We start from the raw sequence: 16590 nt of genomic DNA, 5'->3' as shown, positions 1-16590 counted from the left end.
CACAAAATACACCTCTGAAAGTACAAACATACTCCTTTGCTATAACGTGCAAAACTCGTTCCTGGATCACAATCCCCAAGAAGACTCCAAGTTTTTATTCATAAAAGCATCCGATACCCCTTCCCAGCTTGCAGGGCTCTCTTAAATCTTCCTCTCTTACTACTCGTCTTTTCAAAGTCTTTACACTATATTACATTAAATCCATATAAATGTCAAGGACACTTTATAAAGACTTACAAAAATTTTAATGGAAATTAATGGAGGATATAATATAATTACTTGTGAAGCTATAAGCTTTTTGCGTTTAAGAAAGGAAATTTTATGACAAATAGAAAAATGAACTTTGATAAGTTTAGAATACAAACTCAGCCAGGTACTGAGATTAAAAAGATAATTGCTGTTATGAGTGGTAAGGGAGGAGTAGGTAAATCATCTATTTCTAGCCAATTAGCCACACTTTTACAAAACAAGGGCCATAAGGTAGGCATCCTTGATGCCGATATCACAGGCCCATCCATAGCAGAGGCCTTTGGTATAAATGAGCCAGCTAGAGGAACTAAGGAAGGGATTATGAGTCCTGCCAAGGCAGATAATGGGATTAAGCTCATTTCTACCAACATGATCTTGGCAAATAAGACAGACCCAGTTGTGTGGCGCTCTTCAATTTTAACAAATGTTTTGAAACAATTTTATACTGATGTAAATTGGGGAGAGATTGACTATCTAATAGTAGATATGCCACCAGGAACAGGCGATGTCCCACTTACAGTCTTCCAATCCTTGCCAATTGATGGGGTAGTAGCTGTTGCAACTCCTCAGGGTCTTGTGGAAATGGTTGTTGAAAAATCAATTAAGATGGCAAAGATGATGGGTAAAAATATCCTAGGAATCGTAGAAAATATGTCCTATTTCAAATGCCCTGATTGCGGAAGCAACCATGCCATCTTTGGCAAGTCAAATATCGAAGAAGTAGCCCAAAAATATGACATAGACACCCTAGTCAAGCTACCAATTGACCCATCTATTGCAGAAAAAATTGACCAAGGTATGGCAACAGAGATTGAAAATACCCTTCTTAACCCAATTATAGAAAAAATCGAGGCGCTTTAATTATGAAAAAGAAAATTTTAAGCCTTGTGGCAGCCTGTTCTATATTTTTGACAAGCACTGCCTTTGCGACAAGTTTTAATAAGTCAAATGACGACATCATCTACGGTGTGGCCCTAAATGACCAACAAAGAAAAATCGTAGACAATGCTATCGGAATAAATACAGATGATTACAATGTGGGAACTGTAAATGGAGCTGACCTTAAAAAATACCTAGGTTATGGGACGGCAGATTCAAACATGATTTCATCAGTTACAGTCAAAAGACTTCCTAAAGGATCAGGTATTAAGGTAAATATCAAAACTCCAGGCAATATTTCTCAAATCACAGAGGCCCAATACACCAATGCTGCCATCACAGCAGGCATAACAGATGCAGAAATAAACGTGGCAAGCCCAAAGCCTGTCACAGGAGAATCAGCCCTAGTTGGGGTCTATAAGTCCGAAGAATATCACGGTCAAGAAATTGATGTGGAAAGAACAAAGACTGCCCAAGAAGAGCTAGCGACTGTAATAGAAGTGGCCAAGGAAAATGAGGGCAAGGATGGCTTTGATTCCAAGGACCTAGATAAGGCAGTAATTGAAGTAAAACAAAGGCTAGCCGACTATAAGGAAAAAAATGGCGAGACAGCTTCAAATGATCAGATTGCAATCTTTATCAAGGATGCCCTAAATAATGTAAATATGGGAGATATATTATCAAATAATAATATCAATCTTTTGGTAAATTATTTTAATAACTACCAATCTACTTCTGCCATAGATAGTAAGGAAGTAAGGGATAATCTTCTAAAACTAGGCAAGGACTTAGGATCTAAGGCAAGCAAATTCTACACTGATAACAAAGACACCATAGATAAGTTTGCAAAAGACAATAAAGAAAACATAGAAAAAATCGCCAAAGACGCCAAAGACTCAGGCCTCCTTGATAAGATAATAGCCTTTATTAGGGATATTATAAATTCAATCATGGGCGGAGATTCACAAGAACAATCAAATAATTAAGCACTTAAAAAACAGACTTTTGTTAATTCAAAAGTCTGTTTTTATCTTTATTCTACTATTCTTCTGATAGAAATTGGGTTTCTTATTGGGCTTATGATTATGCCGTATTTTGGAGATGAGGCATGGACCATGTTGCCGTAGCCATCTGCAATACCCACGTGGGTGATATTATTTAGGCTTGTTCCAAAGAAGACCAAATCTCCTGCCTTTTCTTCTCCAAATGGTATTTCCACACCGTATCTTTGCTGGCTTTGGGCAAAGTGTGGTAGGCTAATACCTATTGTTTCATAGATTCTCTTTGTAAAACCTGAGCAGTCTATACCATTGTTGAGGTCACTTCCTCCAAATACATAAGGGTTGCCTAAGAATTTGACTCCGTATGAATATAGGTCTATACCTGTTTGGCTTCCTTGCATATGGACTGTAACCTGAGGAAGGTTTTCTGTAGCCTGGTAGCTTTCGTTATTAGCTAGGCTATAAACAGGGCCTTGGCTAAAGATTGGGGCTTCGGTGTAGGTTTTGGAGTGGTTGAGCTTGTAATAATAATTATAAAGCTCATCTATTATCTCCTGGCTCCTAAAGGATAGGGCTAGGTCTTTAAAGTGCATGTAGCCGATTTTCTCGCCAGCATTTGCCTCGCCATCACCGACTGTGACAAGCTCTGGGCTTGCGTTCTTGCCGATTGTTTCGACAGGTACATCGATATTATTGGCTGATCCTGTAAGCATCCTATAAAGCAGGTCCTTGTCATTTTTCCTTTCTACATTTAGGAATTCATTGTCAAAGCGGCCTTGCTCATAAGAGACTTTTACATAGTCTCCAATATTTACAAATTCAAGGATTGTAACCTTGCTTCCTGCTTTTAGGGTGTAGGATGTGAGGTTTTCTGAATCATCCTTAGGGTCTTTTTTAATCTCAGCATCATTTATTAGGGAAGTGTGGTTTAGTTTATAAAAATTATTTTTATTTACAAAACCTGTCTTGCCCTTATATTCTATTTTATAGTAATTATCATCCTCGCTAAGCATGTTGTGGATATCTGTAGCTTCGATTGTCTCAGTCGGGCTGAGACTTCCATTTTTATCTTCATAAAATGATGCAGATGAGCCTACTTCTTTGTTAAGCATGACACTATCTGCATAGGCTGGCCTTATAAAGGCGATAGAAGCTAGGATTCCTAGGCCTAGGAGAGTAAACTTTTTATTTCTAATCATTTTTACTCCAGTCTAATCTACTATAATTTTATATAATATTTAGGAATTAGTCAAGCTTAAAGCGGTCAAAAAGCTCGTAGGCAAAGTCTACCAGGTATTTAGAATAATCATTTCTAAGATAAGCTGGATCTAGGTGGTTGATCCTAACCCTGTCTAGGCCATCAGAATCTTTAAATAATTTGGCAAGTTTAAGGGCCCTATCAAAGTCATCATCCTCATTTATGAAGCTTTCTATGACTTCATCTATTATCTTGTCATCCTTGGCATGGGCTGCAATTACAGCTTGGAGGATTCTTTCATCTTTTGGATCTGCATATGAATATTTTATAGAATCCTTGGCGGCCCTATCGCCATGTTCAGTATCCCAACCGTCGTTTACTCTCTTTGTATCGTGAAGGCTGGCTGCATTTCTTAAAACATCCATATCAGCAGAATCAAGTCCATAGTGGAAGCCCAAAATATGGACAAAGAGTATTACCCTTTCGATGTGGTCTCTGCCGTGGATGTGGGATTTAAAAAGTATATCGTAATTTAACCTGTCATAGCTATCTTTAAGCATGTCAAAATAAGAAGAATTTATGAAATCATCATAGAAATCATAGGCTCTAATCCATTCTTCATTTTCTAATATATCTATAATTCGCATAAGAGGCTCCTTTATTTTATATTCTGTTATATCTTTATACCCAATTTTACGTCTTTTAAGGCGAAATATGGGTGGATTTTATAAAAAGTTTGAAAGGGGTATAAATATAAGAGTAAGGAAAATTACAATAAGATTTGTAGGAGGTCTTATGTTTTTTGATAGAAATGAAATAGATGTAAGAATCAGAAGAGCAATCATAAAAAGCGAGAGATTTATAGGCCAAGGAGAGGTTGCAACATACATACCAGAGCTAGCAAATGTTGACCCTGATAGCTTCGCCCTAGCCATCACATCCATAACAGGAGATACCTTCCTTTATGGAGAGGTTGATAAGATATTTTCCCTCCAATCTATATCCAAAATCCTGGACCTTTTGGTAGCTCTTCATGACAATAAATTAGAAGATGTTTATAATAAGGTAGGCAGCGAGCCAACCAGGTATGAATTTAATTCCCTAGTGCCAATTACAGACAAACCAGCCAACCCCTTCATAAATGCAGGGGCCATCACAACTACATCCATGATAATGGGAAATAATATAGATGAGAGATTTAAAAGATTGATGGACTTTTATAATATGATAGCAGGCTCAGATACATCGGTATTTTTAAAGGATGTCTATGAATCAGAAATGGAAACATCTGACAGGAACAAGGCCATAAGCTACTACCTAAAGAGTAAGGGAATTTTTGATGCTGACCCAAGTGAGGTCCTAGACCTTTATATCAGGTCTTGCTCCATAGGTACAGACATAGAAAGCCTCTCCCACTTTGGGGCAGTTCTTGCCAATAGGGGCTATGGGATAGATAAAATCCAAGACCTAATTCCAGAATCAATAGTATCAATCATTGTAAGCCAAATGGCATCCTGCGGTATGTATGAAAATTCTGGATCCTACCTTATGAATGTAGGCATTCCATCAAAATCAGGTGTAAGTGGGGCAATCCTTGGCATAGTCCCAGGAGTTTGCGGCATAGCAGTCTACTCACCAAGACTTGATAAGACAGGCAATTCAGTAAGGGGTAAGGAATTATTAAAAATCTTGTCCTACGAACTAAACTTAAATATTTTTGTAAAATAGGAGGAAAAAATGCCAACACTTTCACTAGCACTTTATCTAATAGGACTCATCGCCCTATATTTTGTAAAATTGCCAGCCTATGTATTAATAATACTTGCCATAGCAGTCTTCGCCCTAACCCTAGTTAAGCCAGAAAGAAAGGCCAAGGGTAAGGTCCTAGATTTAAAATTAACCCTAATAGGAGCAGCAATCTATGGAGTGACAATATTAATCTTATATTTTGTTAGAACTAAGCTAAATATAGTAGACCCAAACGCAGACATAAGTAGCCTAATAAAGATAATCTTTAACGGTATAGGTATCTATTCTATAGTAAATTTCCTTGAAGCTAGGAAGCTTTTTGAAAAATAGAATAATTTAGATAATAAAAATTAAGAATCTCGGGTTAATTCCGGGATTCTTTCCTTTAAAATTAAAATCTAAAGTATAATTATATCCAAGGAGCAAGTTATGACTAAAAACCAAGACTTTGGAAAGCTTTTAAAAGATATCAGGATAGGAAAAAGATTAAGGCAAGAGGATGTAGAATATCTTACAGGCATAAGCGTAAGAAGCCTATCTAGACTTGAAAATGGTAATATAAAGAGCCTAGGAGCAGATTCCCTTATCCTACTTTCGCAGGTTTATGATGAAGATTTATTTGATATTTATTATAGGATTTTTTATGAATTTGATAATATTTATCACGAAATAATAAACTCTTTAGATATTTCATCTATGTTTATGGATCATCACGAACTTTATCTTATATCAAAAAAATTAGAGTACATAGAAAATTATAATAATCCTAAAAAGAACGAAAAAAATATAAAATTACTTAGATTATTTGTTGATAGGTTGAACAATCGAGCTATAGATAAAAACGAATATAGGGATAGATATGAGGATATTACAACCTTAATAATAAAAAAAGATATAAATTTTGATGATATAAATAATATAGAAGCTAGGATACTTGCCCATATTTGTAATGATTTCAATGGATATAAGAATTATGAAGTTTTAGATTTTTTTAATTTACTAAATAAGACAACCAAGTCTGAAATTGTTAAATTTATGAGCAAGTATTACTATGTAAATAAATTATTTGACCAAAAAAGATATGAAGAATCAAAACAAGGTCTAATTGAATTACTATATAGTTCTAATAGTATGAAGACAGTGGAAAACCTCTCACTACTCTATTATCTGATGTTTTTATGTGAATATTTTATCTCAGGTGGAAATGACCGAATGTATGGAATAATTTCTTTACAATTATCAAAATTGAGTAGGAGAAAGAACTTTAGTATATATATTGATTCATATTTACAAACATTTATTACTAATAATTAATTATGAATCTAAATTTTTAATATCAGTGAGAGGATATATTGTATAATTCTCTTCGTCTTCATTAGCATAAGTGTAATTAATTGAGTGGATTATAAACATTGATGTTATAATTAAAATTATTATTTTTTTCATTTTATCTTTCTTTTTATTTATTATTTCATATAAAGTATATATCTAGATGTTATTTTTGTACAGGACACATGTGTCCTGTACAAATTTTTAATTTACAGTTATTATCTATTTATAAATCGATTTATTACTTACTTTGTTACGTAAGTAGGGAATATTATGTTTAACACATTGATTAATCAAAAAGTTAAAGTCAATTTTTGTAGGTAAAAAAATAGAGTTATCTTGTAATTATACGGGTTGTGGTTCATCTGATAGTTGGCCATTATCAATTATGTAACCATATAAGTCATTACTAGAGCTCTTTCGTTAGTTTTATTAAAATTATTTTTTAGATCTAGAGGGGATTTTTAGATAGAGCTTGTATAATTGTATAAAAAAGGTCATTTGAAACCCTAACTAGTACAATACATCTTCTAAATAGTAAATATTGTACTAGTAAATTTTACACAACATTATTGAATTGACTGATGTAACAGAATATTGTAATGAATAATACAATATCTAAAATTGAAGTTTTAATTTAAAGAAAGGAAAATTTTACATGAAGATTTTATTTAAAGGTCTAAGACAAGGTACTATAACTATTAAAAGTTGCGGTACTAAAAGAACACAGCAAACTAAAACAACTTTAATGTAAAAAAATAGAGAATTGACATATTATTAAAATAGAAATGTATAATCATATACAATAAGAAATTAATAAATAATGTCAATTCTCTGTAAGAAAATATGCATATACACTATTTTGGAGAAGGCGCTCTTTTATTTGACAATAATAAAAAGATATATGTCAGTAAAAATGAGTTAAACGCTATTAATAATAAAATAAAAAAATATAGATCATTGAATAGAGAAAATATAAACGCTAACGGTAAGTCAATATTAATTACAGAGAATATTGAAGTAAGTGGAAAACAGGGATTTTTCTATCCTGAATTAGTAAATCTATTTATTACTAATAAATGCCCTCAAAATTGCATTCATTGTTTTAATGATTCTAACATGAATTCTAATGAGATGGAATATGAAGATGTTATAAGAATAATCAATATGATAAATATGAAAACACCACAAATTACTTTAACTGGTGGTGAGCCTTTAATACATAAAGATTTTTTAAAGATTGTAGATAGTATAAATGGTTTCGATTATAAATCAGTAGTTACGTCTCTTAATGTGTCAAATAAAGATATTGTAAAATCATTAGAAAATTTTAATGAAATACAGATATCTATATATGGAAATGACAGGTTATCTCATGATTATTTTACTAAAAATGTTGGGGCGTTTGATCGAGTCTGGAAAAATATAAAAAAGTTATCGTCTACAAATGCTAATATAACGATTTCAAGTATGAATAACGATCCTGATAAATTAGAAGATATAGTAAAATTGGCTATTGATAATGGTGTAAAGAAAATACAATTTGGTGAATTATTTAAGATGGGTAGAGCAAAAATCAATGAAAATAAATTATGCTTTAAAAAATTAGAACCTAGAGTTATATTTAATTTAAAGTCTAAATATAGAAATTATATAAATATTATATATGATGAAGGGTGCTTCACGAACTCTATTTCAGTATACTGTGGTGCGGGAATATCAAAGTTAGATATAGATTCCAACGGGTTTATTTATCCTTGTATTCTAAGTAACCGAAAGAGTAGCTTAAATATTTTAGATTATGATAACTTTTTTGAAAATAATATATTTAATTATTTAGATAATGTCTATTTTGAGAATATATTTTGTAAGGGTCTAGAAAATAATCCTTATGCAATTTTAAATTAATTCACTGGGGAAATTATGAAATATAAAAATAAAAATATTAAAATTATCTCGCTTATATATATATTCATATCTATATTACTAGCTATTTTAATTTCTGTACAACCATATATACTAAAAAATATAATAGATAATTATAGAAATATATCTATAACTAAAATTAACATTTTAAAATATGGCGTGTCTATATTAGGAATTATTATATTTGAATATATTACAAAGATATTATTGATAAAATTAACAGTTAACATGAAAAGAATTATGATATTACAAATTATTGGCTTTGTAGAACAGGACGAAACTCTATTTAAAAATAATGATTATGTCGCCGATATAAATGTGGATATTAATAATAATGTTGAAGATTTTATTCAAGATTATTATATTACTAAGTTAGATATAATAATTCTTTTATTTAATATGCTTATCTATAGCTTTGCAATAATAAATTTAGACTTTATACTAATAGTGCTTATATTAATCCCAAATATATTAACTTTGAGTATACCTTATATCTTTAAGTCTAGAGTTGAACTATACAAAAATGATAATATAGAAAAAAATAAACTTTTTAATAGTATTATTTTAGATTATATTTTGGGGATAAATGTAATTAGAAATATGCTAGCTACTTTTGAATTTAAAAAAGTGGTAAACAAGAATATGCACGACAATTTATATGCTGAAAGTAAATTTGGATATTTAGAAGGTAGCTTGGAGATATTGATTGGGTGTATCTCTTATTTAGGTCTATTTGTACTAATTTGCTATGGCTCCGTATCTATATATTATAGGAGTATGACTTTAGGTGCATTTATAGCAGCAATACAATTTTCGGATATAATAATTTCCCCTTTAATTAGATTAATTACCTCTATAAATATACTTAGTTCAGGTAGAGCATCATATAAAACTTTAGAAAAAAGATATTGTGAAAAAGCAATAAAAGAACCAATTTTAAAAAAATCATATCACGACCATGATTTCAATAATATTGAAATAAATAATCTTAAGTTTTCATATTATGATAGTTTAAATGTAAATTTAAGTAATATTATAATTAATAAATCCGATAAAATATTGATTAAAGGAAATAGTGGTTCTGGAAAATCAACGATTTTAAGAATTATTACTGGGAAAATCAAAAATTATAATGGGGATATATATATAAACGGACATAATTTAAAAGAATTAGATAATACTTATATAAATCAATATTTTTCAATTATACCTCAATTTCAGTATATATTTAATACTAGTGTAGATAATAACATAGCTCTTTATTCGTCAATAGATTTTAATGATTTTAGAAATGTATTTGATTTATTTCAATATGATAAAATATCAAAAAAAGATCCAACTTCTCAATCTCTTTCAGGAGGAGAAAAACAAAGAATAGCATTATTAAGAGCGATTATAAGGAATAAAGATGTTTTGATTGTAGATGAAGGGCTTAATCAAGTGCAGAAAGAATTAAGAAATGAAATATTGGAGGTATTACTAAATGATAAAAATTTGACTTTTATCTATGTAAGCCACGATATAGACGATTATATTGACAGATTTGATTTAGTTATAGACATGAACAAAGGATTGTGTGATGTATGAGAATTTAAAAGATAAGAATCCTATTGATACCATTAAAGATATTAATATGATATTCAAAAAGTTAAATATTGAACTTGAAGAAAATTGGTTGAATCCTATTGATGGTGTGTATTCATTAAATCTTAGGGTTATAGGTACAAATTTAGTTTCTAATGGTAAAGGTATAAATCCAGATTTAGCACAGGCTAGTGCTTATGCTGAAATGCTTGAGAGAGTTCAAGAGGGTATACCTTTTAGACTCCTAGATAGTTTTAACATATTTAAAAAAGTAAATGTTAATACAGCGATAATAGATGATGAAAAAGTAATTCAAGATTATATATCAAGTTATTTATATAATTATGATATTTTATCTGAATCAGAAATAGAAATATTTTTAAACGATTTTATGAAACTAATATATCAAATGCCTGTACAAGAAATTATAAGCTACAAAACTTTTGAAGGAAGGAATATAGAATTACCAGGACTATTTGTTGATACATTTTATGGATCTAATGGTATAGCTGCAGGAAATACAAAATACGAATGCCTAAACCAAGCTATTTTCGAAATGATCGAAAGATATACTATCAAAAAAATATTGAATCGTGAAATAACAAAATTTTCAGATATTACTGAATTTATAAGAGATAATTATAATGATTTAAGTTTTAAAATTTCAGACTTAGAAGAATATGGTTTAAGCATTAAAATCATAGATACTAGTTTTGAATATGGCTTACCAACAATAATTGTTCTATTAATAGACAAGCATAAAAAAAGATACTTTGCAAGTTGTGGATGTCACGCAAATTTAAAAATTGCAATAGAAAGATCAGTTACTGAAATTTTTCAAGGTAGGACGATAGATGATTTAAAATCAACTATGACAAATTTAAATGCTAGTGTAAATGATAAATTCGAAGAAAATTATAATTCTATATTTATAAATGGTGAAGGAGCATACCCTCATATTTTATTTGATTTTGAGTCAATGAATACTTATCCTGGGGTTGTATGGGATGAATTGTCTAATTTAAGATCTAATAAATGTATATGGGAATTTATTAGTAATATCCTATATAAACGAGGATATGAAATTATGGTAGCTAATCATTCTAAAACAGGATTTTTTACTTATCAAATAATTGTACCGAAAATGAGCGAAGTTACTCATTATACGAACTATGAATTTATAAAAGACTTTAATGATACTATAAAAGTGAAAAAACTTTTATGTAAAAATAAAAATAAAATAGATGATAATCAGGTCGAAATTTTAATATCCTATTTTACAAAATATAAATTTAAGAAAGATTATGTGTTAAGCGAATTTATTATATTACCTATAGAAAATAGTAGAATGACAAGCCTTGATGGGATAAATATTGATTTATTATTATCAATTTGTTATTCATATAAAGAAAACTATGTAAAAGCTAGAGATTTTTTAAAATTATATTATGAGGAAATTAAAAAATATTGTTATGATATGCATATACTAAATTATTATGATATAGCTATTAATATATACAATCTTCGAAGCCAGAGTTATAATGATATTGAAATTACAAATATTTTGAAAAATTTTTATACTATAGAAGAAATTAAGGAAGTAATTAATGATTTAAGTAAGGATAAATTGTTTTTAAATATACCTTATATTCCATGTATATCTTTATATACTTGTGATACCGGGTGTCATTTATATGAAGAATGCAATATTAAAAATTATATAGATGTGTATGTAAAAATTAATTCTTATTGATAAATGTTTATTCTCGAAAAATATATTTTATCTGCTGTTTATCAGTCTTACAATGATAGCATAATTAATTTGTAAAACTATATATAGAAATATTATTTAGAATTATAAGACAATTCTATATGTAGGCATTGTAATTAATAAAACAATATAAAATAAAAAATGTAGCTCCTATCCTAATAAAGTACATTAATAGTATTAGATAAAAAAACAGGAGAGTGACTGACCTGAACCCCAAAATCCGGAATACGGATGGAGGGGTTTTTGTATGCCAAAATACACAAAAGAATTTAAAATCAAACTAGTAACGGAATATTTATCAGGGGAATCTGGAGGCAGTCCGATGGTTGCTAAAAAATATGATATACCCGAAGGTACATTACAAAACTGGATAATCAAATATCAATCAGGTGGATTTGATAACTTATCAAAAAAGCAAAATAAAGATAAATTCACTAGTGAATTTAAGCTATCTGTAATACAATATAGGCAAATCAATAATATCTCATTCAGACAAACCGCAGAGCACTTTAATATAAGCAATAAATCAATAATATGTAATCGGGAGAGAGCATATAGACAGCGTGGTTTATCTGGACTAGAGGATAACAGAGGAAGGCCTAGAAAAAATATGACCAAATCAAATAAAAAGTCTAAACTTAATACTCCAATAAATGAAAGTGAAAGAGAAGAGTTAATAAGATTAAGAGAAGAAAATAGACTTCTAAAAATGAAGATAATCTACGAAAAAAAGCTACAAGCCTTGCTACTGGAAGAGGAAGCAGAAGCAAGGAAAAGACACAGATAATCCTCAAACTTCTAAAAATATATCCACAAAGTAAAGTAAGTAAATGGCTAGAAATAGCTAAATTACCAAAATCATCATACTATGAATGGAAGATAAAATTAGAAAGTCCAGTAGATAAAGATAAAGAAATTAGAAAAGAAATAACAACCATAGTAGAAGCATCAAAAGGTAGATATGGCTATAGAAGAGTAACTATGGTATTAAAAAATAAAGGCTTTAATATTAATCATAAAAAAGTCTTAAGAATAATGAGAGAAGAATCCTTGCTATGCTCTAAATTTAAAACTAGATCAAGAAAATACTCATCATACAAGGGACAAATAGGTAAAGTAGCAGATAATGTTGTAAAAAGACAGTTTAAAGCTACTAAACCAAATCAATTATGGCTAACAGATGTAACAGAATTTAGAATTAAAGGACAAGAAAAGAAACTATACCTATCACCAATATTAGACCTATACAACAGTGAAATAATCAGCTATACACTAAGTAATCACCCAACAATAGAATTAACTAATACTATGCTAGAAAAAGCATTAGAAGAAAATAAAGACATTAAAGATTTAATTATACACTCAGACCAAGGATTTCATTACCAACATAGTACTTGGACTAAAAAACTAGAAAAGATGGATATAAGGCAAAGTATGTCAAGAAAAGGGAATTGTCTAGACAATTCTCCAATGGAGAACTTCTTTGGAATATTGAAACAGGAAATGTATTATGGAGAAGATTTTAAAAGCTATGATCATTTAAGAAATGAGATTGAAAAATATATAAAATGGTACAATGAGGATAGGATTAAAACAAAATTAAACGGAATGTCCCCTGTTATGTACAGATTACATTCCGCTTAAAATATTATTAAATTATTCCGTGTTTACGGGTTCAGGTCAGACATTATGTTTTTTGATAGAAATAAAATCGATAGTAAAAAGTGAAAGATTTATAGGAAAGGGAGAGGTTGCTTCATACATACCAGAATTATTAAATGTAGATTCTGAGACCTTTGTCCTTGCTATCACATCTACAACTGGAGATACCTACTACTATGGAGAGGCTGATAAGGAATTATTAAAAATCTTATCCTACGAACTAAATTTAAATATATTTGTAAAATAGGAGGAAAAAATGCCAATACTTTCACTAGCACTTTATTTAATAGGACTCATCGCCCTATATTTTGTAAAAATTCCAGCTTATGTATTAATAATACTTGCCATAGCAGTTTTTGGCCTAACCCTAGTTAAGCCAGAAAGAAAGGCCAAGGCCAAGGCCCTAGATTTAAAATTAACCCTAATAGGAGCAGCAATCTATGGAGTGACAATATTAATCTTATACTTCATAAGAACTAAGCTAAATATAGTAGATCCAAACGCCGATATAAGTAGCCTAATAAAGATAATCTACAACGGTATAGGTATCTATTCTATAGTAAACTTCCTAGAAGCAAGGAAGCTTACTAATGAATATCTCAAATAATTTGTTAATAAAAAATAAGAATCTCGGGATAATTCCGGGATTTTTTCCTTTAAAATTAAAATCTAAAGTATAATTATATCCAAGGAGCAAGTTATGACTAAAAGCCAAGACTTTGGAAAGATTTTAAAAGATATCAGGATAGGAAAAAGATTAAGGCAAGAGGATGTAGAATATCTTACAGGCATAAGCGTAAGAAGCCTATCTAGACTTGAAAATAGTAATATAAAGAGCCTAGGAGCAGATTCCCTTATCCTACTTTCACAAGCTTATGAAGAAGATTTACTTGATATATATTATAAAAATCTTTTTGAAACAGACTACCTTTATGAAGAAATATTAAATAAATTGGGAGTAGCAAGCATCTTTATCGAAAAAAACGAAGCAGAAATCCTATCAAAGAAACTTTCTACAGTTGAAAATGATAATAAGTTAATGATGGGAAAAGAAAAAAACATAAAACTTTTAAGACTATTTATGGATAGGATACTGAATAAGAAATTTGATAAATTCGATTTTAAAGAAAGATATGAAGAGATTACATCAACAATATACAATAATTCTAATATTATTGATAGGAAGTATTCCACCATAGAAATGAGGATATTAGTAAATATATGTAATGATTTTAAAGAATATAAATCATTTAACAATTATGAAATACTAGATAAATTATCCCAAAAGTGTAATAATAGTGTTGTAAAGATGCTGATATACAATTCCATTATAAATAGACTCTATATAGACTCTAGAAGCAAAGACGCTATAAAATTAATTACAAAAGCTATAAATGAAGCGACTACAAATAAAGATCTAGAAGCTCTATCTATGTTATATTATGATAAATTCATATGTGAACTTGACTTAGGATATGAAACTTATAGTAAGTCAATAAACTATTCTAAAATGTGTGCTAAATTATCTGGACTTGTAAGATTAAATGAAACTATTGAACGAAAACACAATAGCTTAATACTAAAATAAATCATTAATTGAATAGAAATCTATAATATCATCTTCCCTGCCATCTGGTGAGCTATATGGTAAAATCAATGCAACTGACAATATTATAATGCTTAAAAATTTGAGTTTTTTAGTCATAGTTAAAACCTTTCTTAATATTTTATTAAAATTATATAATTTTATAGATGATTTGTACAGGACACATGTGTCCTGTACAAATTTACATCTAAACTTTATAATATAGATATAAATCGATTTAATGCTTACTTTGTTACGTAAGTAGGGAATATTATGTTTAACCCATTGATTAATCAAAAAGTTAAAGTCAATTTTTGCAGGTAACAAAATAGAGTTATCTTGTAATTATACGGGTTGTGGTTCATCTGATAGTTGGCCATTATCAATTATGTAACCATATAAGTCATTACTAGAGATCTCTCGTTAGTTTTATTAAAATTATTTTTTAGATCTAGAGGGGATTTTTAGATAGAGCTTGTATAATTGTATAAAAAAGGTCATTTGAAACCCTAACTAGTACAATACATCTTCTAAATAGTAAATATTGTGCTAGTAAATTTTACACAGCATTATTGAATTGACTGATGTAACAGAATATTGAAATAATGAAAATTGTGTGATAATATATTAACCTAATAGTTTGTCAATATTGTGTAATGGAATATAAAAAATCAAATAAAAATTTATAAAAGAAAAGGAGATTTATATGAACAAGACTTCAAAGAAGATGGTATCAATATTTTTATCACTCGCATTATGCTTGCCAATTTTTTCAAACATAGCTTATGCATCTAAAGCTAAAGAGTTTAAAAATGAAGTAGTATTACATAAAGAAACTTACTTATCAGAATTAACAAATGAAAGTGATTTTTTAAATAATAAAATTAAAGAGTTGGAGAAAAATGGATTTATTATAGATCCAAATGTAAGATCATTTAAAGATTTAGATTTCATTTATTATCATAGTAAAGATGAATCTACTACAGGATTAATTCAAGTAAATAAAGATCTTAATTCTGAGATTAGAGTGCATTCAATAAATAATAATCCAGAAACTATGGAATTTATTAAAGAAAACGGTTCTAAAATGATTGTAGGCAAAGATAATAACGGTGAATTTAATAAAATTTTATATGTATCTCCAGATATAAGTACTTATAAAACGGGTCCCGCCGCTTGGTGTCCTTATGTAATGGGTTTAATAGGAACTAGTATAGGTAGTTTATACACGGCAATTGCCGGAATGGTAGGCGGTCCTGTTGCATTCGCTATAGTAGCTGGCGTAAATAGTGTAGGCTGGACTTGGGTAAGTGAACAGTGTGGTAAATAATTATGAAAAAGCCAAAAAATATATCAATATCACAACTTTATATCTACAACTTTATATTATTTATTGGTTTTGCCATCTCAATAAATATACTACAGGCCTCTTTAAATATTTGGTATATTCTTGCGATAGTGTTGGTAATATCTGCTATTGATACTATAATCTTTTATAAAAAGGGTAATAATAGCTTTAAACCAATAACATATGAAGATGGCTTGGAAACTGTTATTTTATCTGTAGGTATAACTTTAGTATTAGGTGGTATTATTTTGTTCATTCTTTATATAATAAAATAATATTACAAAACCAATCTATACTTTTAAAAGATTC

General features: G+C 29.4%; 16 protein-coding genes, 1 pseudogene and 1 other annotated feature (1 of these 18 running past the window's edge). Of the genes and pseudogenes, 15 read left to right on the top strand and 2 right to left on the bottom strand.

The window, feature by feature from the left end; all coding sequences use genetic code 11:
- Window positions 1–184 (bottom strand) — a binding site (T-box leader) (it extends 44 nt beyond the left edge of the window).
- Between the two features lie 137 nt (window positions 185–321).
- A complete protein-coding gene (locus tag C8269_RS06255; RefSeq protein WP_106460860.1) occupies window positions 322–1110 on the top strand; it encodes an Mrp/NBP35 family ATP-binding protein in 789 nt (262 codons plus the stop codon).
- A gap of 2 nt (window positions 1111–1112) precedes the next feature.
- Window positions 1113–2114: a DUF1002 domain-containing protein gene (locus C8269_RS06250; protein WP_106460859.1), complete on the top strand. Its 1002-nt coding sequence runs from the start codon at window positions 1113–1115 to the stop codon at window positions 2112–2114.
- A gap of 47 nt (window positions 2115–2161) precedes the next feature.
- Here C8269_RS06250 and C8269_RS06245 read toward each other — a convergent pair whose 3' ends face one another.
- Window positions 2162–3328, bottom strand: a complete 1167-nt coding sequence (locus C8269_RS06245; RefSeq protein WP_234025842.1) for a C40 family peptidase — start codon at window positions 3326–3328, stop codon at window positions 2162–2164.
- Between the two features lie 46 nt (window positions 3329–3374).
- Entirely contained in the window at window positions 3375–3974 is a 600-nt protein-coding gene (locus C8269_RS06240) for a hypothetical protein (RefSeq protein ID WP_106460858.1), read from the bottom strand.
- Between the two features lie 148 nt (window positions 3975–4122).
- Between C8269_RS06240 and glsA the strand changes: the two genes are divergently transcribed.
- The 13 genes and pseudogenes from glsA to C8269_RS06175 all read left to right on the top strand — a co-directional run bounded on the left by glsA (window position 4123) and on the right by C8269_RS06175 (window position 16556).
- The gene (glsA, locus tag C8269_RS06235; protein ID WP_106461141.1) at window positions 4123–5055 is read left to right on the top strand and encodes a glutaminase A; all 933 of its coding nucleotides are present in this window, start codon (window positions 4123–4125) and stop codon (window positions 5053–5055) included.
- A gap of 9 nt (window positions 5056–5064) precedes the next feature.
- A complete protein-coding gene (locus tag C8269_RS06230; RefSeq protein ID WP_106460857.1) occupies window positions 5065–5406 on the top strand; it encodes a hypothetical protein in 342 nt (113 codons plus the stop codon).
- Between the two features lie 99 nt (window positions 5407–5505).
- Window positions 5506–6390 carry a helix-turn-helix domain-containing protein gene (locus C8269_RS06225; RefSeq protein ID WP_106460856.1) on the top strand — a complete coding sequence of 295 codons (885 nt, stop codon included), beginning with the start codon at window positions 5506–5508 and terminating at the stop codon, window positions 6388–6390.
- Window positions 6391–7251: 861 nt separating this feature from the next.
- A complete protein-coding gene (locus C8269_RS06220; RefSeq protein WP_106460855.1) occupies window positions 7252–8313 on the top strand; it encodes a radical SAM protein in 1062 nt (353 codons plus the stop codon).
- 15 nt (window positions 8314–8328) lie between these two features.
- Window positions 8329–9918 carry an ATP-binding cassette domain-containing protein gene (locus tag C8269_RS06215; RefSeq protein ID WP_106460854.1) on the top strand — a complete coding sequence of 530 codons (1590 nt, stop codon included), beginning with the start codon at window positions 8329–8331 and terminating at the stop codon, window positions 9916–9918.
- Entirely contained in the window at window positions 9911–11668 is a 1758-nt protein-coding gene (locus C8269_RS06210; RefSeq protein ID WP_106460853.1) for a YcaO-like family protein, read from the top strand. Before C8269_RS06215 ends, C8269_RS06210 begins: the two co-directional genes overlap by 8 nt.
- A gap of 265 nt (window positions 11669–11933) precedes the next feature.
- Window positions 11934–12473 (top strand): helix-turn-helix domain-containing protein, encoded by a 540-nt coding sequence (locus C8269_RS06205; protein ID WP_106460852.1) that lies wholly within the window; start codon window positions 11934–11936, stop codon window positions 12471–12473.
- Window positions 12461–13330: pseudogene (locus C8269_RS06200) on the top strand (IS3 family transposase); the annotation flags it as partial. The gene C8269_RS06205 and the pseudogene C8269_RS06200, both read left to right, overlap by 13 nt.
- A 52-nt stretch (window positions 13331–13382) precedes the next feature.
- Window positions 13383–13595, top strand: a complete 213-nt coding sequence (locus tag C8269_RS06195) for a glutaminase (protein ID WP_106460850.1) — start codon at window positions 13383–13385, stop codon at window positions 13593–13595.
- 9 nt (window positions 13596–13604) lie between these two features.
- On the top strand, window positions 13605–13955 hold the full coding sequence (locus C8269_RS06190) for a hypothetical protein (RefSeq protein WP_106460849.1): 351 nt from the start codon (window positions 13605–13607) through the stop codon (window positions 13953–13955).
- Between the two features lie 93 nt (window positions 13956–14048).
- Complete coding sequence (locus C8269_RS06185) at window positions 14049–14936, top strand: helix-turn-helix domain-containing protein (RefSeq protein WP_106460848.1); 888 nt, start codon at window positions 14049–14051, stop codon at window positions 14934–14936.
- A gap of 703 nt (window positions 14937–15639) precedes the next feature.
- Window positions 15640–16263 (top strand): hypothetical protein, encoded by a 624-nt coding sequence (locus C8269_RS06180; RefSeq protein ID WP_106460847.1) that lies wholly within the window; start codon window positions 15640–15642, stop codon window positions 16261–16263.
- A 2-nt stretch (window positions 16264–16265) separates the two neighbouring features.
- The gene (locus C8269_RS06175) at window positions 16266–16556 is read left to right on the top strand and encodes a hypothetical protein (protein WP_106460846.1); all 291 of its coding nucleotides are present in this window, start codon (window positions 16266–16268) and stop codon (window positions 16554–16556) included.
- Window positions 16557–16590: the final 34 nt, after the last annotated feature.

The sequence above is a fragment of the Anaerococcus sp. Marseille-P3915 genome, from assembly GCF_900258475.1.
Lineage (GTDB): Bacteria > Bacillota > Clostridia > Tissierellales > Peptoniphilaceae > Anaerococcus > Anaerococcus kampingae.
Note: the sequence above shows the minus strand (reverse complement) of the source record. Positions and strands in the feature narration are given on the sequence as shown.

What these genes read in the sequence shown, in the direction of transcription:
- C8269_RS06185 (WP_106460848.1), top strand. Translation starts at nt 14,049, where the DNA reads ATGACTAAAAGCCAAGACTTTGGAAAGATTTTAAAAGATATCAGGATA.
- C8269_RS06245 (WP_234025842.1), bottom strand. Translation starts at nt 3,328, where the DNA reads ATGATTAGAAATAAAAAGTTTACTCTCCTAGGCCTAGGAATCCTAGCT.
- C8269_RS06220 (WP_106460855.1), top strand. Translation starts at nt 7,252, where the DNA reads ATGCATATACACTATTTTGGAGAAGGCGCTCTTTTATTTGACAATAAT.
- C8269_RS06225 (WP_106460856.1), top strand. Translation starts at nt 5,506, where the DNA reads ATGACTAAAAACCAAGACTTTGGAAAGCTTTTAAAAGATATCAGGATA.
- C8269_RS06210 (WP_106460853.1), top strand. Translation starts at nt 9,911, where the DNA reads ATGTATGAGAATTTAAAAGATAAGAATCCTATTGATACCATTAAAGAT.
- C8269_RS06205 (WP_106460852.1), top strand. Translation starts at nt 11,934, where the DNA reads ATGCCAAAATACACAAAAGAATTTAAAATCAAACTAGTAACGGAATAT.
- C8269_RS06230 (WP_106460857.1), top strand. Translation starts at nt 5,065, where the DNA reads ATGCCAACACTTTCACTAGCACTTTATCTAATAGGACTCATCGCCCTA.
- C8269_RS06175 (WP_106460846.1), top strand. Translation starts at nt 16,266, where the DNA reads ATGAAAAAGCCAAAAAATATATCAATATCACAACTTTATATCTACAAC.
- C8269_RS06255 (WP_106460860.1), top strand. Translation starts at nt 322, where the DNA reads ATGACAAATAGAAAAATGAACTTTGATAAGTTTAGAATACAAACTCAG.
- C8269_RS06250 (WP_106460859.1), top strand. Translation starts at nt 1,113, where the DNA reads ATGAAAAAGAAAATTTTAAGCCTTGTGGCAGCCTGTTCTATATTTTTG.
- C8269_RS06240 (WP_106460858.1), bottom strand. Translation starts at nt 3,974, where the DNA reads ATGCGAATTATAGATATATTAGAAAATGAAGAATGGATTAGAGCCTAT.
- glsA (WP_106461141.1), top strand. Translation starts at nt 4,123, where the DNA reads ATGTTTTTTGATAGAAATGAAATAGATGTAAGAATCAGAAGAGCAATC.
- C8269_RS06180 (WP_106460847.1), top strand. Translation starts at nt 15,640, where the DNA reads ATGAACAAGACTTCAAAGAAGATGGTATCAATATTTTTATCACTCGCA.
- C8269_RS06190 (WP_106460849.1), top strand. Translation starts at nt 13,605, where the DNA reads ATGCCAATACTTTCACTAGCACTTTATTTAATAGGACTCATCGCCCTA.
- C8269_RS06215 (WP_106460854.1), top strand. Translation starts at nt 8,329, where the DNA reads ATGAAATATAAAAATAAAAATATTAAAATTATCTCGCTTATATATATA.